The sequence below is a fragment of the Hyphomicrobium sp. genome (assembly GCF_003987855.1).
Lineage (GTDB): Bacteria > Pseudomonadota > Alphaproteobacteria > Rhizobiales > Hyphomicrobiaceae > Hyphomicrobium_B.
Genome location: NZ_RXIZ01000002.1, coordinates 55864 through 77118, shown reverse-complemented (window position 1 = coordinate 77118; position 21255 = coordinate 55864). Strand labels below are relative to the sequence as shown.

17 protein-coding genes are annotated in these 21255 nt (G+C 60.2%); 8 read left to right on the top strand and 9 right to left on the bottom strand.

Translation table 11 applies throughout. The features are described from left to right. Nucleotides 1-296: 296 nt before the first annotated feature. The 3 genes from EKK30_RS01625 to EKK30_RS01615 form a co-directional block, all read right to left on the bottom strand. The gene (locus EKK30_RS01625) at nucleotides 297-2621 is read right to left on the bottom strand and encodes an AsmA family protein (RefSeq protein WP_290979265.1); all 2325 of its coding nucleotides are present in this window, start codon (nucleotides 2619-2621) and stop codon (nucleotides 297-299) included. Between the two features lie 342 nt (nucleotides 2622-2963). Then, complete coding sequence (locus tag EKK30_RS01620; RefSeq protein WP_290979262.1) at nucleotides 2964-4769, bottom strand: OmpA family protein; 1806 nt, start codon at nucleotides 4767-4769, stop codon at nucleotides 2964-2966. Between the two features lie 243 nt (nucleotides 4770-5012). Then, nucleotides 5013-5774 (bottom strand): FCD domain-containing protein, encoded by a 762-nt coding sequence (locus tag EKK30_RS01615; protein WP_290979259.1) that lies wholly within the window; start codon nucleotides 5772-5774, stop codon nucleotides 5013-5015. 177 nt (nucleotides 5775-5951) lie between these two features. Between EKK30_RS01615 and EKK30_RS01610 the strand changes: the two genes are divergently transcribed. The 7 genes from EKK30_RS01610 to EKK30_RS01580 all read left to right on the top strand — a co-directional run bounded on the left by EKK30_RS01610 (nucleotide 5952) and on the right by EKK30_RS01580 (nucleotide 13029). Continuing rightward, nucleotides 5952-7595 (top strand): L-lactate permease, encoded by a 1644-nt coding sequence (locus EKK30_RS01610; RefSeq protein WP_290979256.1) that lies wholly within the window; start codon nucleotides 5952-5954, stop codon nucleotides 7593-7595. A gap of 79 nt (nucleotides 7596-7674) precedes the next feature. Continuing rightward, nucleotides 7675-8127 carry a (2Fe-2S)-binding protein gene (locus tag EKK30_RS01605; RefSeq protein WP_290979253.1) on the top strand — a complete coding sequence of 151 codons (453 nt, stop codon included), beginning with the start codon at nucleotides 7675-7677 and terminating at the stop codon, nucleotides 8125-8127. Between the two features lie 2 nt (nucleotides 8128-8129). Next, a complete protein-coding gene (locus tag EKK30_RS01600) occupies nucleotides 8130-10490 on the top strand; it encodes a molybdopterin cofactor-binding domain-containing protein (protein WP_290979250.1) in 2361 nt (786 codons plus the stop codon). Between the two features lie 290 nt (nucleotides 10491-10780). After that, nucleotides 10781-11362: an HdeD family acid-resistance protein gene (locus tag EKK30_RS01595; protein WP_290979247.1), complete on the top strand. Its 582-nt coding sequence runs from the start codon at nucleotides 10781-10783 to the stop codon at nucleotides 11360-11362. A gap of 158 nt (nucleotides 11363-11520) precedes the next feature. Then, nucleotides 11521-11760 (top strand): lipoyl domain-containing protein, encoded by a 240-nt coding sequence (locus EKK30_RS01590; protein WP_290979244.1) that lies wholly within the window; start codon nucleotides 11521-11523, stop codon nucleotides 11758-11760. Nucleotides 11761-11772: 12 nt separating this feature from the next. Then, nucleotides 11773-12534 carry an enoyl-ACP reductase FabI gene (fabI, locus tag EKK30_RS01585; RefSeq protein WP_290979240.1) on the top strand — a complete coding sequence of 254 codons (762 nt, stop codon included), beginning with the start codon at nucleotides 11773-11775 and terminating at the stop codon, nucleotides 12532-12534. 21 nt (nucleotides 12535-12555) lie between these two features. Beyond that, the gene (locus tag EKK30_RS01580; RefSeq protein ID WP_290979340.1) at nucleotides 12556-13029 is read left to right on the top strand and encodes a MaoC/PaaZ C-terminal domain-containing protein; all 474 of its coding nucleotides are present in this window, start codon (nucleotides 12556-12558) and stop codon (nucleotides 13027-13029) included. Nucleotides 13030-13035: 6 nt separating this feature from the next. On the opposite strand, the gene EKK30_RS01575 is transcribed toward EKK30_RS01580, so the two are convergent. From EKK30_RS01575 to EKK30_RS01560, 4 genes are all read right to left on the bottom strand, one after another. Beyond that, nucleotides 13036-14019: a zinc-dependent alcohol dehydrogenase family protein gene (locus tag EKK30_RS01575; protein ID WP_290979237.1), complete on the bottom strand. Its 984-nt coding sequence runs from the start codon at nucleotides 14017-14019 to the stop codon at nucleotides 13036-13038. An 80-nt stretch (nucleotides 14020-14099) separates the two neighbouring features. Continuing rightward, nucleotides 14100-14837, bottom strand: a complete 738-nt coding sequence (locus EKK30_RS01570; RefSeq protein WP_290979234.1) for a CBS domain-containing protein — start codon at nucleotides 14835-14837, stop codon at nucleotides 14100-14102. Between the two features lie 28 nt (nucleotides 14838-14865). Beyond that, nucleotides 14866-15273 (bottom strand): hypothetical protein, encoded by a 408-nt coding sequence (locus EKK30_RS01565; RefSeq protein ID WP_290979230.1) that lies wholly within the window; start codon nucleotides 15271-15273, stop codon nucleotides 14866-14868. An 84-nt stretch (nucleotides 15274-15357) separates the two neighbouring features. Next, nucleotides 15358-17193 (bottom strand): alpha/beta fold hydrolase, encoded by a 1836-nt coding sequence (locus EKK30_RS01560; protein ID WP_290979337.1) that lies wholly within the window; start codon nucleotides 17191-17193, stop codon nucleotides 15358-15360. Between the two features lie 147 nt (nucleotides 17194-17340). Between EKK30_RS01560 and EKK30_RS01555 the strand changes: the two genes are divergently transcribed. Next, nucleotides 17341-20073: a bifunctional acetate--CoA ligase family protein/GNAT family N-acetyltransferase gene (locus EKK30_RS01555; protein ID WP_290979227.1), complete on the top strand. Its 2733-nt coding sequence runs from the start codon at nucleotides 17341-17343 to the stop codon at nucleotides 20071-20073. Here EKK30_RS01555 and EKK30_RS01550 read toward each other — a convergent pair. Both EKK30_RS01550 and EKK30_RS01545 read right to left on the bottom strand, forming a co-directional pair. Continuing rightward, nucleotides 20070-20519: a host attachment protein gene (locus EKK30_RS01550; protein WP_290979224.1), complete on the bottom strand. Its 450-nt coding sequence runs from the start codon at nucleotides 20517-20519 to the stop codon at nucleotides 20070-20072. The genes EKK30_RS01555 and EKK30_RS01550 overlap by 4 nt on opposite strands. A 37-nt stretch (nucleotides 20520-20556) precedes the next feature. Next, entirely contained in the window at nucleotides 20557-21120 is a 564-nt protein-coding gene (locus tag EKK30_RS01545; protein WP_290979221.1) for a hypothetical protein, read from the bottom strand. Between the last annotated feature and the right edge of the window lie 135 nt (nucleotides 21121-21255).

The following is a 21255-nucleotide window of genomic DNA, read 5'->3' as shown; positions in this document are numbered from 1 at the left end:
ATCCCCAATTGGAAGAGGGTGTCATTAAAGGCCATGTGACCCTCCCCAACCAGCAGATAGGTTTGACTCGCCCGCTCCTTACCTCATTGGTTCTGGGAAACCTCGACCATGTTGGCAGGTGGACAGACGAGAGAGGGTGCATATGAGGCCGATGCCCCCCCCTACGCAAGATCTTTTTTCGCCCTGCGCCAATTTTTTTTCAGCATGACGCACCAGCGACTTAACGGAAGCTTTCGCACCGCTTCGCTGTCGGGGTTTTCGCGTCATTGAAGCGCAACGCAGCTGTAAAAAATCCGCTAATTTTGATCGTCCTGCTTGCCGAAAAATTTGTTGAGCAGCTTCTTCGCGCTCTTCTTCGTCTTCTCGGTCGAGGGATCGTCGTCGCCATTGTTGCCGAACAGACTGTCGACGATTTCGTCGGCATTCTTGCCCTTGAGCTTCTTGCCGATCTGCTTGACGGCATCCATCGTCTTGTTGGGATCTGCGAGAACGCCGCTGAGATCGGGATGATAGCTTGGCTTGTCCCAGGATCCTGTGATCCGCACAGGCACCTCGATACCGGAGGCCTGCGCATCGCCGCCTTGCCCCTCCAGCGACGCGATGAGCTTCGGCTTGACGGTATAGTCAACCGTCCGCTCCGGCATGTGGATGACACCGCTCCCCGTCACGCGCAGCAGCGGGCTGACGAGCTGCAGATCCTGGTTCTGGGCGACGCCGTTCGTAACGGTGAAATTGGCCGCTAGCGCGCTGAAGTCGGTTTTCTCGCTTGGCGAAGTGCGAAGCGCACCAAAGTTCCCCTGCGAAAGCCCGCGCAGTGCGCCGGGGAGGTTGAAGCCGACGATCGAGCCGTCGGAAAACTGGAAGCCCGCCGTGCCATTCAGGCTCTCGATCAACTGCAGCTGGCTCGCCCCGTTGGCTGCGAGCTGTAGCTTGACGTTGGCTTTGCCTGCCACCCAGCCGAAGTTGGCCGCATCCTTCAGGAACGGCAGCGCCGAGACACTTTGAAGATCGAAATTGGCGCCGACGTTTGCCGTGCCGGCCGAGCCATCGACCGTCAGTAAGCCGCGGCCACGACCCTGATAAAGTGCGACATCGGTAAACTTGGCCTGCATTGTCCGGTTCTTGACCGCGAGATCGACGGAAGATTGCCCGATGGCGACGTTCTTGAAACGGAGCTTGCCGACCGCCACCCGTGCATTGCCGTCCGCAATCCCAAGAAGCGTCAAATTCAATCGCTCGCTGGACCATCCAGCGCGTTGCTCGAATGCGTAAACCTTCGTCCCTTGCTTCTGCAGCAGGTTCTGGATTTCGTCCGGCTGGGCAGGCGCCGCAGGGGCGGCTTGCGCCGGCGCGGACGGCGCATCCTCTTTCGCCAGCTCTCCGACGACGGCACTCGTGAGATACTTGTTTAGATCGAGCTCCGAGATCGCCAGATTGGCTTCTACGAACGGTCTCTCGCCGCCGGTCGTGACCTTGATCGTTCCCTTAGCCGTCTCGCCATCGAGCGCGAACGTGGCGTCCGAGAACACGGTGACATTGTCTGCCGTTTGCAGCTTTCCGCGAATGGATAAAGGACCAAACCCGCTGACGGGGGGAAGCCGCGTTCCGAACCACTCGGCCAGATTGCGCGTCGATTGGGCATCGGCCGAAACGCGTCCTTCAAGCGATGCGCCATCATTTATTGTGACGTCGCCGTCGTAGGATGCGGAGATCAACGCGTTCTTGGCGGTAAACGCCAAGCGGGCCGGCGCATTCATCAGCAGGCCGCGAACGTTCTCGACCTTGCCGCCGAATTGCAGCCGCTGCTCACGCCACACGAAGTCGCCGTTGGCCACAAGCGGACTTTCCAGCGAGGGGAGTCCGAACTTCACGTTGACGCCGGAAACCTCCGATACGCGACCCCTGCGCTCGTCGGTAAAGCGGAACGTGCCGTCCTCCAGGCTGACCTCGTCCAGTTGGACATTTGTGATGAGCCCCCCGGGGATCGAACCGCCGCCGCCATCTGCCGCAGCCACATCGAACGCGCCAACATCGCTTCGTGACCCGGACGTCTGCAACTCGGCAACGCGTGTTGGAGCAGAGAGAGCCGCGAACTTCCAGTTTTTGCGGCCGTCTTTATCGACGCGGAGATCGAAGACGGGTTTCTTCAGGGTAACCGAGTTGATCTTCGGCTGACGGTCGAGCAGCGACATCGGATCGACGCTCGCCTGCAGCGCATCTGCATGCAGCAGTGCGCCCTGCATGTCCGGGGGACCCGAAAGCGATACGTCGTGCAGCGAAATTCCCATCACTGGGAAGAAGTCGAACGAAGCTCGCCCGGCGATAACGAGATCGCGCCCCGTCCGCGCTTTGACCTGTTCCGTGATCTTATCGCGGATGAAATCGCTTGGCGGATTGAGCACCAGATAGCCGATGCCTGCCCCCGCAACGATGACCACGAACCCAATGAGATAAAGAAACGCTGACAGGATCCCGCCGCGCCTGCGAACCGGTGGACGGCGAGGGCCGCCTGGAGGCGGTGGACCACGGCGAGGTCCGGATCCGAGGGGTGCGCGCTCGAAGCTCGGCCGTTGCGATTGCAACGACGGCAGCGGCGGCGGCGCAGGGTATTGAGACGACATCAGGATCCCCGAGTTTCGGCGCTGACCGCCGACGTGTGCAAATCACATCGAACTATCGAGTTCAATTATGTCACTTGCGGGCCGAGGCTTATGCAAGGCGTGCGCAATCCTTGTACGCTGACGCATGTCTGGTGTCACCGCCGGCCGTGCGGCGGCGGGGGGCTGAGCCCGCAATCACGAATTCGACGAGGTTACGACACGCCAAGGCTCGAATCGATGTCGAGCCTCTATCCGTCCTTCCAATCTTGCGCATCGGCCTCGGCCGGTGCGTTTTTTTGTTCAAAAAGGAAATGCCGCCCCGGTCAGACCCGAGGCGGCACGATCAATTGAGTACGTCTTCACTTAGCGCGGGGGCGGCGGGCCGTCATCGCCTCCCGGGCCCTCGTCATAGCCGCCACCGTCATCGGGACCGCCTTGACGGTCATCGTAAGCCGGTTGCCGGTCGTCCGGTCGCGGCGGCGGAGGGCCGCCATTGCCGCGTGCCAGCAGCGGCGTGATCCGCCGGACGGCGACGCGCCGGTTGAGACGCTCAGGCGCCTGCGTCGGAACCTTCAAGTACTCTTCGCCATAGCCCTGAGTTGTCAGGTTTTCGAACGGAACCTGGAACTGTTGGGTGAGGACTTCCGCAACGGATTCGGCACGGCGGTCGGATAGCGAGAGATTGTCCTCCTGCGAGCCGACGGCATCCGTATAACCCTCGATCATGAAAACCTCGTTGGGGTTTCTGTCGATGATCCGGCGCATCGCGCGCGCGATGCGGTCCAGCTTGCCGTATTGGCTGGGGTTCACCTCCCATGAGCCGAAATCGAAGGTGATGTCGTCGAGATCGATGCGCCGCATGCGATCGCGGAGCGCAACCGTCGCCCGGATTTCATCGAGCGTATAACGGTCGCGGAAATCTTCGACCGGCGGCGCGCTCAACGCATCGTAGACGTCTTCATCGCTCGCGCGCTCGTAGTCGACGATGTATTCGTCGCGCGGGATCGTGACGCGCGGCGGCGGCACGTCGAGCACCGAATTCAAGATCGCTGCTCCAGCAACAATTCCAACGCCGATGCCGACGCCTGCCGCGAGGTCGCGACCGAAATTGTCGCGATGGCGACGCCGGTTGTCGATGATGATGAAATCGCGGCCATCGGGCCCGCGTCGATAGCGGCGCAGCAACTGGCCGTTCGCATCGGTCTCCGAATAGATCTTGTAGCCGCCGGGACGGTCGATGACGGCGATGTTGGTGCCGCCCTTGCCCTTCTCGAAGCGAGCGTTTGGTGCAACTCGCCTCAGCCGCTCGGTATCGTCGTGCTGGATGAACACGCGATTGTTCTCGCGGAAGATCCGGCGCTTGCCGGGTTCCTCGATGACGACACCCTTGCCGTTGTCAAACTTCACTTCCTTGCGCTGACCGCGAAGAGCTTCGAACCGCTTCTTGGATTCTTCCGCCGAGAGCGGTTGCCGCGGAGGCTGCTGCACGAAATTGGGCTTTTGCGAATTGAACTGCCCCGGATTTGGTCCAGGGTTCGGACCCGGATTGGGAGCCGGATTGGGACCGGGGTTGCCGACTGGTGCCGGCGGAGGTTGCGGCTGTGGCTGCACGCCGGGCGTGGCGCGCTTCCAAACTTTGTCTTGTTGTTGCTGTTGGTCCGCCTGTCCCTTGTGACGATCCCGCTCGTTCTTCTTATGCCCGAACTCATTATTGAATTGCGGCTGGCCCTGGTTGGGCGGCTGCTGAGGCTTCTGGGGCGGCGGCACGACGGCGTTGTCGAACGCCGGAGGTTTGGGCTTCGGCTGGAAATTTGGCTGCGGCTTCACAAAGGCGTTCGGATTGGGATTGGGGTTTCCGCCTTCGCCCCCGTTAAACTGCTTTCGTTGTGGCGGCGCCTGCTGGCCGAACTCAGGCTTGCCCGGTCTTTCCCGATTCTTGCCCTGACGTCCCTCACGGTCGCCGCCCTGCTGGTCCGGCGGCCCGCCTTTCCACTGCCGCTGTTCGCCACCACCGCCGCGATCCTCTTTGTTCCGATGCTTGTTTTCCTTTTCCCCTTTGTCCTTGCCCGGAGGCGGCGGTTGATCATCGGCTTTGACGATCGAAGGCGACACCGCAATGGCTGCCAGAAGTGAGGCCGCAACTAGAACGGCGTGTCGGTTGGCTTTCATGGCATTTCCTCAATTTCTATCGCGTCCGGGGGAGGGATGTGTCCCATATTCGATAACTTGGCGAACGCGCCGACGGCAGTCGCGCGGCACGCGATGCATGCAGACTATTGCGCTAGAGCAGGGGGATAAGGGCGATGGTATGAAGCTGGCGTGAATAGCTTGCGGCCAAATCATGGCGCAAATGTTCGGTGGCGGACGAAGATCGCTCCGAAGATCTCAGTCTGCAGCCTTCATCATAGAAGATCAATCGGCGAGAAAATCGCTTCGCTTGGCCCGCATCAGCGACGTCTTGAGCCGCGTATTGGCCCGCTGGATTTCTGAGACCGTGTCGAAAACAAAGCGAATATGATCGCCAGCCGCTCTCTCGGCCCTTTCGGGCTCGCCGGCGAGGACCGCCTCCCCAATCTCGATATGCTGGCCCAGGAGTTTCTCCCGGACGCCGTCCTTCAGATAGAGATTGCGCCGGTTGAAGAAGATGTTGTTGCGAAGAAGCTCGCTCATGGCTCGCATCACATGTAGAACCACGAAGTTGTGTCCCGCCTCGTACACGAGCATGTGCAGATTGACGTCGGCTTCAGCTTCCTGATCGCAATCTTCAAGTTTATGGGCCTTGCGCATGTCTTTAAGGCAGGTGCGGATGGCATCGCGTTCGACGTCGGTAGCGCGCAGCGCAGCATCGCGGGCGGCGCGGGCCTCGACACACAGACGGAACTCGAAATAGTCGGCTGAAGCTTGCGGATTGTCGCGATAGAGGTTGGCGAGGGGCGCCATGATCGGCGACAAGAATTGCGCCACGAACGTTCCGCCTTTCGATGACGTGAGAAGACCGCGGGCAACGAGCTTGTCGATGCCTTCGCGCAGCGACGGCCGCGAGACCGAGAGCGTGAGAGCAAGCTCGCGCTCGGGCGCGAGCTTTTCGCCGGGCCGCAACGTTCCCTCAAGGATGAGCTTCTCGATATGAGCCGCGATGGCGTCAGCTATTTTTGGTGTTCGCACGGCAAGCATTTGCCTGAACCTCGGTTGGGCGTGCCGGTCCTCGATATCGAATCTCGTCGGCGCGCGGTATTGCCTATTGGCTATAGCAGGTCACCCGATTTGACCATCCGGAAGTACTGGTATAAAAAATTGACCAAAAAGAACGCCGAAGTCTAGCAGCGGTGATGACTGGGGGAAACGGGTCGCATGTGGTCACAAGTCTACGACCCCTTCGGAAACATGCTGCTCTCAGCGGCGATTGCTCTGCTCCCCGTCGTGGTTCTGTTGGCGAGCATCGGGATTTTCGAAGTCCGTGCGCACCTCGCGGCACTGCTCGGCCTTGCGACAGCATTGCTGGTTTCCATTCTGGCCTATGGCATGCCCGTGCCAATGGCGGGAATGGCAGCCGTTTATGGCGCCGCCTTCGGTTTTCTTCCGATCGGGTGGATCATCCTCAACGTCATTTTTCTTTATCGGCTTGCGAGCGAAAAGGGCGAGTTCGAAGTCCTGCAGCGCTCGATAGGCAGCATCAGCAATGATCGTCGTCTGCAACTGCTCTTCGTTGCCTTCTCTTTTGGAGCCTTCTTCGAGGGCGCCGCTGGATTTGGAACCCCTGTCGCCGTCACATCGGCCCTGCTGATCGGCTTGGGCTTTCCGCCGCTTGCTGCGTCCGGGCTCTCACTGATCGCCAACACGGCGCCGGTTGCATTCGGTGCTCTGGGAACGCCTCTTGTGGCGCTTTCTGCCGTAACAGGACTTGATCTGCACGAATTGAGCGCGATGGTCGGCCGCCAACTCGTCCCATTCGCAATCATCGTTCCGTTCTGGCTGATCTGGGCGTTCGTCGGGTTTCGGAAAATGCTTGAGGTTTGGCCGCCGATCCTTGTTGCGGCGGTGAGCTTCGCAGTTCCGCAGTATCTGGTGTCGAACTTTCACGGACCGTGGCTCGTCAACGTTGTGTCCGCGCTTATCTCGATGGCGTCCCTCGCGCTCTTTTTGAAGGTTTGGCAGCCGGCCACGCCGATGACCGAGTTGCCCGGCGCGCCAGAAATGGTCACGCCCCTGAACGATCTGGTACCCGCTCATTCGTTCGCCGATTTACGTCGCGCGTGGACGCCTTGGCTCATCCTCGCGGTCTGCGTCTTCTTCTGGGGAACGCCTCAGGTCCGCGCCGGCCTTGATGGTTTGTGGATCCAGAAAATTCCCGTTTCTGGATTGCACGAGATGGTGCAGAAGGTTCCACCCGTCGTGCCATCGCCCCACGTCGAAGCGGCGATCTTCAACGTCAATATCTTGTCCGCGACCGGCACCGGCATCCTGATCGCTGCAATTATTTCCGGGCTGTTCCTGGGCTTTAGTGTGCGTGATCTTGTTCGCAACTACGCCAAGACGATCTACGTGGTTCGTTACTCGCTGCTGACGATTTCGTGCATGATGGCGATCGGCTTCGTCACGCGTTATTGCGGCAGCGATGCGACGTTGGGCCTGACGCTCGCTCATACCGGTTGGGCATACCCGTTTTTCGGCACGATGATCGGCTGGTTGGGTGTCGCGCTTACCGGATCGGACACATCCTCGAATGTGCTGTTCGGTGGCCTGCAGAAGATCACGGCAGAGCAACTTGGCATCAGCCCGGTCCTTATGGCGGCAGCTAATAGCGCCGGCGGCGTCATGGGCAAAATGATCGACGCGCAGTCTATCGTCGTCGCTTCCACAGCAACAAAATGGTACGGCCACGAAGGTTCAATCCTCCGCTTTGTTTTCTTCCATTCCCTCGCGCTGGCAGCGCTCGTGGGATTGCTCGTCATGGGCCAAGTCTATGTCTGGCCGCTGACCTTAATGGCGCCGTGAGAATCGCCGCGCGCAAACGGAAGCTGCGCCAAAACATGCTGGTCAAGGCCGGCACACGATCTGAGAAGGAGTGCGTCAAATGCCATCACTGACGATCAATGGGGAAGCTCACGAGTTCAACGGCGATCCCAATATGCCGTTGCTCTGGTACGTGCGCGACATGCTCAATCTGACTGGCACAAAATTCGGCTGCGGCGCGGGCGTTTGCGGCGCATGCACGGTGCATGTCGATGGCGTCGCCGTTCGGTCCTGCCAGGTACCGCTCACCGAAGTCGCCGGCAAATCCGTGACGACCATCGAGGGTTTGAGCCCGGAAGGTGACCACGAGGTGCAGAAGGCGTGGCGCAAGGTCAACGTTCCGCAATGCGGTTTCTGTCAGGCCGGGCAGATCATGCAGGCCGCAAGTCTGCTCGCGAAAAACCGCGCACCATCCGACGCTGAAATAGTCGAAGCCATGTCCGGCAATATCTGCCGGTGCGGATGCTACCAGCGCATCCACGAAGCCGTCCGTCTTGCTGCAGGAGGCGTCTGATCATGCTGCAATATCTCAAAGCTGAAGCTGATCGCGGCAGAACGCCAGTGATCGACGCAGAAATTTCGAATGTCAGCCGCCGCGGCCTGCTGACCGGAATTCTTGGCGTAGGCGCGTTCGTGCTTTCCGTGCGTTTATCGCTGGTGGACGCGAAGGAAGCGCATAAGCCCTATCCGACCGGCGGCCTTAAGATGCCGGACGGTGTCGTCGCCGACCCGCACGTCTTCATCGCCATCGCGCCGAACGGCGATGTGTCGATCGTCACGCATCGAAGCGAAATGGGAACCGGCATTCGCACGAGCCTGCCGATGGTCGTTGCTGACGAAATGTGTGCCGACTGGTCGCGCGTGCATCTCGTGCAGGCGCCCGGAGACGAGCCTCGGTACGGCAACCAGGATACCGACGGTTCGCGCAGCATGCGCCACTTCATCCAACCGATGCGCCAATGCGGAGCGGCGATGCGCCAGATGCTGGAGACCGCGGCTGCCGCAAAGTGGAACGTCGATCCCGCTATGTGCCAGGCCCGCAACCACGAAGTCGTACTGCTCGACAACGAGAAGAAGGAGACGGGCAAGGTCTTGCCGTTTGGCGAGCTTGCCCAAGCGGCGATGGCGCTACCTGTGCCCGCGGTCGAAACCATCCTCTACAAGTCGCCGGACGAATTCACGCTGATGGGCAAAGGCGAAGTCCAGATCGCCGACCTCCATAACATCACGGTCGGCAAAGCCGGCTACGGCGCCGATGTGCGTCTGCCGGGAATGAAGTTCGCCGTGATGGCCCGCCCCGCGGTTCTCGGCGGCAGGATCAAATCGTACGATGCTTCAGCGGCTCTGAAGGTGCCGGGGGTGCATTCGGTGCAGGAAATCGCCGGCGTCTTCGCGGTGCCGCGCAAGTTCGCTCAGCTCGGCGGCATCGCCGTTGTCGCCGATTCGACCTACGCCGCGATGCAGGGCCGCGACGCGTTGACCATCGAGTGGGAAGACGGTCCAAACGTCAGCTACAATTCGGATTCCTTCACGAAGGAAATGTCCGAAACGGCAGCAAAGCCAGGCAAGGTCCTGCGCAACCAGGGCGACCCTGATGCGGCCTTCGCTGCCTCCAAGGATATCGTCACGGCCGAGTACCACAGCCAGCATCTGGTGCAGGCGCCGATGGAACCGCTCGTCGCCATTGCCCGCATTGCTGACGGCAAGGCTGAGATCTGGTCCTGCGTTCAGAGCCCCTACGGTGCCCGCAAGGACATCGCCGAAGCTTTGAAGATGCCGATCGAGAACGTAACGGTTCACGTCTCGTTGCTCGGCGGCGGCTTCGGTCGCAAGTCGAAGTGGGACTTCATGCTCGAAGCAGCGCTGTTGTCTCAGAAGCTCGACGGCGCACCCGTGCTTTTGCAATGGACGCGCGAGGATGACATCCAGCATTCGTTCTATCACACGACTTCGGTCGAACGGATCGACGTAGCGCTTGATGACAAGGGCAAAGTTACAGGATGGCGTCACCGCACCGTTGCGCCGTCCATCGTCTCGACATTCAAGCAAGACGACGGCTATCAGTTCCCGATCGAGTACGGGATGGGATTCGTCGACGTGCCCTTCGATGTGCCTAACGTTCGCTGCGAGAACGGACAGGCGATGGCGCACACGCGTATCGGCTGGTTCAGATCCGTCTCGAATGTCCAGCGGGCGTTCGCCGTGCAGTCCGCAGTCGCCGAAGTCGCGCATAAGATCGGTCGCGATCCCAAGGATTTCCTTCTTGAGCTGATTGGTCCTGACCGCCACATCGATCCGAAAGCGTCGGGCTTCCCCGACGACTTCTGGAATTACGGCGAACCCTACGAGGAATTTCCCATCAATACCGCGCGACTGAAGAACGTCGTTCGCGTCGCCGCCGAAAAGGCCGGTTGGGGGAAAACCTTGCCCGCGCGCGAAGGCATGGGCATCGCCGCGCATCGCTCCTTTGCGAGCTATGTTGCGAGCGTCGTCCACGTGAAGATCGATGACGACGGCACCATTCGCGTTCCGCACGTGACGTCGGCCATCGACTGCGGCTTCCACGTCAATCCGGAACGGATCCGGTCGCAGATGGAAGGCGCCGCCGTGATGGGCATGTCGAACGCGCTATATAGCGGTATCACGTTCAAGAACGGTGCCGTCCAGCAATCCAATTACTTCGACTACAACGTGACGCGCATGAGCAATTACCCGCAGAAGGTTGACGTGCACATCATCGAAGCACCTTGGGGGGTGCACGCGGGGGGCGTCGGCGAACCGGGCGTCCCGCCGTTCGCGCCGGCTCTTGCCAACGCGATTTTCGCGGCATCGGGCAAGCGGCTGCGGAACCTGCCGATGGGCGAGAAGCTCGCCTGAGCGACGCTTCGACACGAATGACGAAGCCCGGCGTTCAACGCCGGGCTTTTTTGTTCTCGGACGCTATTACAACTCAGCGGAACTCTTGATTTACTGGCGCTAAACAAACTGCGCTCAACGTCGCGGCCGAACGTGACGAAGTATCAACGACATGAAAGCATTTTAAGCTCATCCTTCGCCGGTCATTCACGACCTTGCGGACCAGTCAGGCACACCGCTGCGAATTGTCGTAAGATTCGGCTCGCTCAACGTGCTCGCTGCGTTTCGCGCCAACTCGGGAGTTTTTGAAAATGTCACTCGACCCCACGGACGCTCGCGGTCTCAGGGTAGCCCTGATGACGTCGCTCCGTACCAACTGGAAGCTCTTTCTCATCGAGGGCATCGTTCTCGTCGTCCTCGGTGCGGCCGCGATCATCGTCCCACCCATCGCAACATTGACGGTGACGTTCTTCATCGGCTGGCTCTTGCTCTTCAGCGGGATCGCCGGCCTCTATACGACTTTTTCGATGCGGCCCATGCCGGGCTTCTGGTGGTCTCTACTGTCGGCCATCATCGGTATCGCAGCGGGCCTCGTTCTCCTCTTCTCACCGGGAACCGGCGCGGTCTCCCTGACGATCGTGCTCGTTGCCTTCTTCATCATCGAGGGCATCGCTTCGATCATGTTCGCTCTCGAGCATCGCCGCGAGTTGCCGGGATCATGGGTCATGATGCTCCTTAGCGGCATCGTCGATCTCGTGCTCGGCGGTATGATCTTTCTCGGCCTGCCATCTTCGGCGGCGTGGGCCATCGGCCTACTCGTCGGCATAAACATGATCTTCGGGGGTGTCGCGCTGATCGCGATGGCGCTTCAGGCGCGCAACATTAACGCATAGTTCCGCGCGTACCAAAATATGTCGGATCGTTTTCACCGCGCTGCTATGCAGTGCGGTGAAAGTTTGATCGAGATCATTCCGCAAGCGAGCTGACGCAGCAAAAGATCTTCACACGAGGGTGCGACATTTGCCTTCGCGTGATAGATCTGGAGCTAGCGATGTCGGAAATCAAAGTCGACGAAGCCCTTTGGGCATCAAGCATCTTTCCCGAAGGCATGGTCGTACGCTGGCTGATCCCAGATGGCTCGATGGTATCTGCCGGTCGCGCCGTCGCCGAAGTGCGCATCGAAGATGCACTGCACGAAATCACAGCGCCTCGCGACGGCCGCATCACCATCGTCCGCGGCGAGCACAGTGTCATCGACCCGGGTTCTCTTCTGGCGACAGTCGGCGATTGACGCGGGGCTGACATGTCGCTTGCCGGTAAGAGGGGGCTCGTTGTCGGCATCGCCAACGAGCATAGCATCGCGTTTGGCTGTGCCCGCGCCATGCGCAAAGACGGTGCCGAGATTGCAGTCACCTATTTGAACGCGAAGGCCGAGCCGTTCGTCCGGCCGCTGGCTGAAGCGCTTGGCAGCCCCATTATCGTGCCGTGCGACGTTCGCGAGCCAGGCCAACTGGAAGCAGTCTTCGCGCGCATCGAGAAGGATTGGGGCAAGCTGGATTTCCTTCTCCATTCGATCGCCTTTGCGCCGAGAGACGATCTTCACGCCCGTGTCGTCGACTGCACGCAAGCAGGCTTCGCATTGGCGATGGACGTGTCGTGCCACTCCTTCATTCGCATGGCGCGCCTCGCAGAGCCGCTCATGTCAGGCGGAGGGTGCCTGCTGACCGTGACGTTCTACGGTGCCGAGAAGGTCGTCGAAGATTACAATCTGATGGGGCCGGTCAAGGCAGCGCTTGAATCCTCGGTTCGTTACATGGCCGCCGAACTTGGAAAGAAAAACATCCGCGTTCACGCCCTCTCGCCGGGGCCTCTGATGACGCGGGCGGCGTCCGGCATCGACCGCTTTGACGAACTGCTCGAACATACGCGCGAACGGCTTCCGGAACATCAGCTGGTCTCGATCGAGGACATCGGCAATGTCGCGACGTTCCTTGTTAGTGACGGTGCCCAGGGGATGACCGGAAATATAGCCTACGTCGATCGCGGTTATCACATCCTCGGATAAGCCGGAGAATTGCTCGTGGAAATGCTGACCAACCGCACGTTCGATGAACTCCAGATCGGCGAGAGCGCAACGCTTTTAAGAACGTTCGCGCAGCGCGACATCGAGTTATTCGCTGCAGTCTCCGGTGACGTCAATCCGGCGCACGTCGATCCGGAGTATGCCAAGACCGACATCTTTCACGGCGTCGTTGTGCACGGCATGCTTGGTGCCGCGCTGATATCGACAGTGCTCGGCACGAAGCTTCCTGGCCCGGGCACGATCTACCTCGACCAAACACTGCAGTTTCGCCACCCCGTGCGCATCGGCGACGATCTGACAGTCACGCTCACGGTTTCAGAAAAGATTCCGTCGCACAATCGGGTGAATTTCGCCTGCAGGGTCGTCAATCAGGACGGCAAGGAAGTCATCACGGGAATGGCAACGGTGCTGGCGCCGGTCGAAAAGCTCTCTTTGCCGCGGCCTGCAATTCCGGAAGTTGAACTCCGCGCCGGCTAAGCGAATTTATGGAACGAGCACGGCGGCGCCGGAGAAGCGCCCTGCCGTGAGATCGGCGAGGGCCTCATTCGCGCGCGCGAGCGGATACACGGTGGTCGCGGTGCGAACGCCGGCCTGCGGCGCAATCGTCAGAAACTCTCTGGCATCTTCCCGCGTGAGATTTGCGACCGACAGAACCTCGCGCTCCTCCCAAAGAAGGTCATAGGGAAACTGCGGGATATCGCTCATGTGGATGCCGCCGCACACCACCCGGCCGCCCTTGCGCACAGCCCGCAAGGCGGCTGGCACGAGAGCCCCGACGGGTGCGAAGATGATCGCGGCGTCCAGCTGTTCGGGTGGCGCTTCATCCGAACCTCCGCACCAACGCGCGCCAAGGGATAGTGCGAAGGCGCGCGCTTCCTCATCCCCGGGACGCGTGAAGGCGTAGACGTCGCGACCTTGCCATACGCAGACTTGCGCGATGATGTGAGCGGCTGCGCCGAAGCCATAGATGCCGATCCGCTTGCCGCTTCCCGCCATTCGCAATGAGCGCCATCCGATAAGCCCGGCGCACATCAGCGGCGCCGCCGCGACGGGATCGGCAAAACCCTCCATCGGAAAAGCGAACTCAGCGTCCGCGATCACGTGCGTCGCAAACCCGCCGTCGCGCGTGTATCCGGTGAAGAGCGGAAAGTCGCACAGGTTTTCACGGTGTGAGAGGCAATAGCTGCAGTGGCCGCACGTGTGGCCGAGCCACGGAACGCCGACGCGCTGTCCAATTCGGTGATCGGTTACGTCCGCTCCGATTGCTTCGACGACGCCGACGATCTCGTGCCCCGGAACGATGGGAAGTTTTGGATTAGGCAGATCGCCATCGATGACGTGAAGATCCGTGCGACAAACGGCGCACGCTTCAACGCGCACGCAAATCTCGCCGCTGCGCGGAATTGGGTTAGGCCGTTCTTCGAGAGTCAAAGGCTGTCCGACGGCGCGGAAGACCATGGCTTTCATCAACGGCGCTTCTCTCGCTGGAATTCGCCGGCGCATGGTTTGTAGCGCGCGCCGCCGGATGTCTCAATCGAGCAAACACTTCATGCGCTGGAACGCACGAGGGGAGCACTCTCGTCGTCGGGCGAATAGACGACCATTCCCGACATCGGATCGACCCAAGACAGATGACTGCGGACCTTCTTGACTCCGGCGACGTTCTCCGCTGCCACGATAGCCGCTTCGTCCTGGCGATAGGCAGTGAAGCATCCCCAAAGATCGACGTTTCCGTCTTTGACAGTCACGTTGAGGAATTCGTTGGCAGCCCAAGGTAGCGTTGCGAGTGCCGCAATGACGCCCTCGCGGATCTTCGCATCGCTTTGCGCCACTTTCGCATCGCCGATCAATCCCGCCAGAGCCTGCAATAAATTTGCACGGCTCACAATTCCGACCACGGTCCCGTTCCTGACAACGGGCACGCGCTTGACCTGATGCTTCTCCATCAGGTGGATGACTTCGTTCAAATCTTCGTCCGGCGCCACGACGACAGGGTCAGGTGTCATCACCTCGGACACTTTGCGTCCATGCGATCGGATGTATTCCGCAGCCAGTGTTTCCGATCCGGTCATGAGATCGCGCCAGAATGAGCGCTTCACCTCAGTTCCCGTTTCCGTCCGCCGCAGGCAATCGCCCTCGGTTACGATGCCGACGAGCTTGCCTTCGGCGTTCACAACCGGCAGGCCGCTGATGCGGTGATCGAGCATCAACTTGATCATGTCGCTGAGCGAGCTGTCCGGGCCGATCGTGACGACCTTGGTCGTCATTACATCGCTGGCTTTCATCACGCTTCTCCTTGCTCGGTTGGATTCGCTACGATGAGCACTTGCCGCAGCATTTCTCGCCATTCCCAGAAGCGCACTCACTCACGCTGTTCAGTGGCGCGCGCACCGCGCTCCAGGTCAGATCGGCGATCTCCTCGAATTCGGAGGAATAATCGCGGTACGCTTGCTGCCAGAACTCGGAAACAGCGACTCCGACGTCGCCGGCGGTTCGGCACTGGGCGATTTGTTGCGGTAGTTTAAGGTCGCGCAGCCAGCGCTCGCCTAGGAAGTGGAACCAACTCTGCGCAACATCGCCGCCGACTTGAAACGCGGAGTTCTTCCAGAATTCCATATATGCGGCCATCGGGTTCAACGCGTGGAACATGGGCGCGATACCCGGTGCCGGCACGGTGAGGCTTATGTTGGTCGCCGTATGCCTTGATGGATGATCAAGCATGTCCGGTACTCCTATGCTTGCACCGTTTCATATGAACTTCATATTCAACTTCGAGACCTTCGCCACCTTGACGGAGGTCAACGCTCATTTTTGCAGAACGTACGTCCCCGGCGCCGCGCACAAAGGCCCAAAGCCGTTTTCGGGCGAACCCATCGACGGGGGATCGACCAATCCAGTCGAGCGTACCTTCAGCCACTGGGACCACGCAGGCCACCACGACCCGTCATGCTTTGGCGTAATGGCCTGCCAACGATCCGCATCGACGAATTTGTCGTTGGGCTGCTTCGTTGAAATCCGATAGGAGCGATGCGGCAGTCCGGGTGGCGAGACGATGCCGGCGTTATGCCCCCCGCTGGTCAGCAGGAACGTGACGCTGGTATCGCTCAAGATGTTGAACTTATAGACGGACCGCCATGGCGCGACGTGATCCGTTTCGGTCCCGACGGCGAAGATCGGCGGGCGCAGATCAGTGAGCGCGATTGCGCTGCCGTCGACCTTCATTCGTCCTTCCGCCAAGTCGTTGTTCAGAAAGAGCGACCGCAGGTAATCCGAATGCATGCGGTAAGGCATTCGCGTCGCATCGGAGTTCCAGGCGAGAAGATCGAAAACGGGTTGGCGCTCACCGAGAAGATAATCGCTGACGACGTGCGACCAGATCAAATCATTGGAGCGCAAAAGCTGGAAGGCGCCGGACATCTGCGCGCTATCAAGAAAGCCCTGTTCGGCCATCATATCTTCGAGGAGCGAGACCTGGCTTTCATCGATGAAAAGGGTGAGTTCGCCTGCTTCGCGGAAATCGGCTTGCGCCGCGATAAACGTCAGCGAGGCAATACGATCATCGTTCGCATTGGCCATGGCGCATGCCGCTACGGCAAGGAGCGTGCCGCCCAGGCAATATCCCGCAGCATGGATCTTAGCGCCGCTGGTAATCTTGCTGATTGCGTCCACGGCCGCCAAAACGCCGAGTCGCCGGTAGTCGTCGAAGCCAATGTCACGATCGGACGCGTCCGGATTGCGCCAGGAGACGATGAAGACCGTGAAGCCCTGGTCGCGCATGAACTTCACGAGCGAGTTCTCTGGCCTGAGATCCAGAATGTAATATTTCATGATCCAGGCGGGGACGATCAGAAGCGGCTCAGCCTGAACCTTCTCAGTCGTCGGCTCATACTGGATGAGTTCGATCAGGTGATTGCGGAAGACGACCTTGCCCGGTGTGATCGCCACTTTTTCACCGACCTTGAAGTCCTCAGCGCTCTCGGGGATCTCGCGGCTACGCAGGCGTTTGAGGTCGTCCAAATAATTGAAGTAACCGCGGACAAGGTTGAGGCCGGCCTCGGATTGCGTTCGTGTCAGGACGTCAGGGTTGGTCGGAACGAAATTAGCTGGCGCGAACACGTCCAGCATCTGCCGGTTGATGAAATCCACGCGATTGAGGTTCTGCTTCTCCGCGCCTCGCACATTTGTTGCAGCCGAATGACACCACTCTTCCGCGAGCAGAAACGCCTCGGCAAAAACATTGAACGGGAATTGCTTCCAGCTTTCGGATGTAAAACGATGATCGTGAGCCTGCGGAACGACGGTCGGTGCCGTCTCGGCGCCGAGCGCTGCACCTTGCGTGAAGGCCATCAGGCGCATCCACTGCCGAAGGCCTTCACCCATGAGCTCGAGCTGAAGACCGGGAGAGGACGCCATGTGCATCGCCCAGTCCGCATAGGCGCTGACGCACGCTGCAGGAGAAAGCCCGGCTGTCATCCGCGCGATGAGATAGCGGATGTAACGGTCGAGATCCGATCCGTCGGCAACAGGCGCTGTTGCAGGGGGCACGGCAACGATCTCGGACTTGCGATCGGATTGATCGGTGAGAAGCGCGACGGTCTCCAGATGCGGCCCGGTTAGCGCCTTCTGCGGGCTGGCTGGCATATGCACGGGAATTCCCCTTACCTCGCTGAGACTACGCTCTTTATAGGCGGTTCGAGGTCGAAAAGTTTGATGCAACGCAATGGAAAAAACGTCAAAAATTGTTGTTTGCAACCCAGTCGAAGTCGGCCGGGGTGAGGAATAGGTTTCATGACCATTCGCAATTTGAATTATCTGTTCGCGCCGCGCTCGGTTGCACTCATCGGTGCGAGCCCCCGCGCCGGGTCGGTCGGCGCCACGGTTATGAAAAATCTAATGGAAGGCGGCTTCAGCGGTCCTATCTTCCTAGTGAATCCGAAGCACGCGCAGATCGATGGCCACCGGTGCTACACGTCCGTTGCCGAATTGCCCGGGGTTCCGGACCTCGCCGTGCTCGCTACGCCATCGGAAACCATCGTTGATATAGTACGTGAACTGGGCGCATTAGGGACGCGAGCTGTCGTTGCGCTCGCCGCTGGCGTTGGCGACAAGAAAAAGGACATGCTGGCCGCCGCCCAGCCGACGTGCCTGCGGATCCTCGGACCAAACTGCATCGGCCTGATGGTGCCAGGAATTGGTCTCAATGCCAGCTTCGCTCACCGTGCACCGCTGGCAGGCGATCTGGCATTCGTCTCGCAATCCGGCGCCTTGGTGACAGCCGTCATCGACTGGGCGGCGGGGCGCGGCATCGGATTTTCGCATGTCGTCTCGCTGGGCGAAATGGCGGACGTCGACCTGGGTGATATGCTCGATTTTCTTGCGACCGACGTTCATACGCGCGCCATTCTTCTCTATGTCGAGGCGGTAACCCACGCGCCGAAATTCATTTCAGCCGCTCGCCGCGCCGCCCGGCTGAAGCCCGTTGTGGTCGTAAAGACGGGTAGGCACGCGGGCGGAGCGCACGCTGCGATGTCCCACACCGGAGCATTGGCCGGATCGGATGCAGCTTATGATGCTGCGTTTCGGCGCTGCGGCGTCCTCCGCGTCAAGACGCTCGATGAACTCTTTGCGGCCGCCGAGACATTGTCGCGCGTGCCGCGTCTGCGAGGCGAACGGCTGGCTATTCTGACGAATGGCGGCGGCGCGGGAGTGCTTGCCACAGACGAGCTTCAGGATTGGCAGGGCACCCTCGCCACATTGAGCCCGGATACGATCACCGCCTTGAACAAGGTGCTGCCCGCAACCTGGTCGCACGGCGATCCGATTGACATCATCGGCGACGCAGGGACGCAGCGATACGCGGATGCCTTGCACACTTTGCTAGAGAGCGACGATGCGGACGCCGTGCTTGTCCTGCATTGTCCGACGGCAACGATATCGGCAACCGATGCCGCCAAAGCTGTCGTCGAGGAGGTCGCCGCAAACCCCGAACGCGTCGTAGCGAAACCCGTCATGACGTGTTGGCTCGGCGACGGCGCCGTCCGTGAAGCCCGCGAACTATTCGAGACCAACAAGGTCCCCACATTCGATTCGACATCGACCGCCGTCACCGGATTCATGCAGCTCGTCAACCACGCGCGAACGCAATCCGAACTGATGAGCACGCCCCAGGCGGCGGCAGCCCGGCGCGAATACGACGTCCCGGCCGCGAAGCGGCAGATTGCAGAAATTCTTCGGAGCGGCCGGTCGGTCGCCTCCGCGATGGAAACCAAATCAGTGTTGGCGGCTTACGGTATCCCGACGGATAAGGCGGTCCTTGCGCTCTCGCCGGCCGAAGTTCGGCTTGCCGCAGCCGCGATCCTGAAAAGCAACGACGCATGCGTCATCAAGATTGCTTCACCCGATATTTCGCACAAGTCGGATGTCGGAGGCGTACATCTTGACTTGGCGTCGGAAACAGCAGCCGAACAAGCCGCCATCGACATGCTGGCCGTCATCAAAGCCAAATTGCCGGCAGCCCGCATTGACGGGTTCACCGTCGAGCCCATGGTCAAGCGGCCGAAGGCGTCCGAAACCATCGTTGGCATGAGCGTTGATGCCACGTTCGGCCCGATGCTGCTGTTCGGCGCCGGCGGCGTCGCGGTTGAGGTTCTCCGCGATAGCACCCTCGCGCTGCCCCCGCTCGATATGGATCTGGCGCGTCGGATGATCGACGGAACGCGTATTTCGAAGCTGCTGCATGGCTATCGCGATCACGCGGCGGCAGACTTGGAGGCTATCGCCGACACGCTCGTGCGCATTAGCGACCTGATCATCGATCATCCTGAGATCCGCGAACTGGATATCAATCCGCTGCTTGTCGACAAGGATGGCGTCATCGCGATCGATGCGCGCATGAAGCTTGCGGACGAACATCTAAGCCCGCGCGCGCCGCTCGCCATCCGGCCATATCCCGCCCAACTGAATCGGCAGATTGAGATAGACGCGGTCGGCAAGGTAGTCGTTCGCCCGGTGCGCCCCGAGGATGAATCTGCCTATGTGAAATTCTTCTCCTTGGTCTCGGAAGACGACGTCCGCCTGCGCTTCTTCACCGGCCGGAAAACGTTCCCGCACGCCTTTCTCGCGGCTCTCACGCAGATCGACTACGCCCGGGAAATGGCATTCGTCGCCATAGCCGAGGCGACGGGCGAGCTTCTCGGCGTGTCCCGTTTGGTTCTCGACCCCGATCTGACAAGCGGCGAATTCGGTATCATTGTGCGCTCCGATCTTCACGGCCACGGACTGGGCTGGCAGCTCATGTCGACGCTGTTGGACTATGCGCAGCATGAAGGCGTCGAGCAGATCAGTGGGCTGGTCCACGCCTCCAATACACACATGCTCGACATGGCGGCCGACCTTGGTTTCGCGAGCCGGCCCGCCCCCGGAGATCCGGCCCTGCGCGAAGTGATCTGGAACCCGTCCGCCTTGAAGGCGCTCGGTGTGGCTGACAAGCCGATCAAGCAGCCGCAAAGGACCACTTCCTAGAGCGGCAACGGCACAACTTCGCGGATCGAACGAACGATCTCGTGCCCGGGAACGTTGGTGAGGTCTTTGTCGCTTTCGAAGATCACCGTCCCCCTCACGTCCGGATGTATCATCTTCGCCAGCTTCTCCAGCATGGTGCAGGGCGCGATAAGAACCAGCCGATCGAACGCACCGTTGCGAAGCTGCGCTGCCAAGATCGCAGCGAGCTGGCTGGCAAACAAATTCTCCAGGACTTTTGCGGCGCCAGGGCGCTCCATCTGCGCCTGCTGCGGCGGGGCCATTTGCGTCAACCCGTCAGTAGACGTCAGGTGTCGGCCATTAATGACGGCCTGCTCCAGATAGATGCGACCATCGCCGTCCACCTGCAGGATGCGGGCACCGCTACCGTCGGCAATCACGATCCATGTGCGCGTGGGTTTCACCAGTACCCCCTCAGAAGGGGCCATGATGGCGTTCCCGCTCGGCGGGGCAAATTGACCTTGATCAATTCAGGTTCGAGATCGATAGCCTCTTGAAATCATCGTACGGCCAGGGATTGGCTGCGGACCATTCCATAAACATGCGCCGCTCCGCGGGAGCGAGCGTTTGCGGCAGTAGCGGACCAAGGAGAACCCGTTCCCATTCGACGTGCTCGCGCCGGCGATCCGCGACGCTGCGGATAAGATAGCCGATCATGTTGTTCTCGACGCGCTCGCCGCCGGATATCGCCCGAAAGAAATCGACCAATTCATCGTTCAGGCTGGAAATCTCGATATGCTGCCTGGCAAACGGATCAAAACGTGCCAGGAAAGCCTCTGGTTGTTCTTGCCGCCGGACGATGAGTGGAATGATCGCTTCGTTCTGCAACGCAAGGTGCGAAGTCCACGTCACGGGGGTGAGCTTGGAAAGCACTTCCAGCGTCTTTACATTGAGCCCCGCCGGCAATGCATCGGCAACTGCGAGCAGGGAATTGCAGACATCAAGCTGAAGCGCGCAGTCGGCAGCAAAGCGGGTCGCTGGATGCTCCGCATCCTCATTCCACCCAGCATTGCCTCCTGTGCTAACCATGAAAACTCCCGTTCGGAAGCATCCATGGTTCGCGCAAGTGTCATCAAATGGCTTTGATCGAAATCAGTTGAGCCGAAGACCCCTCGAAGGATTCTTTGGCGACGATACGGACCTGGATTGCGGGACGCCGAGGCT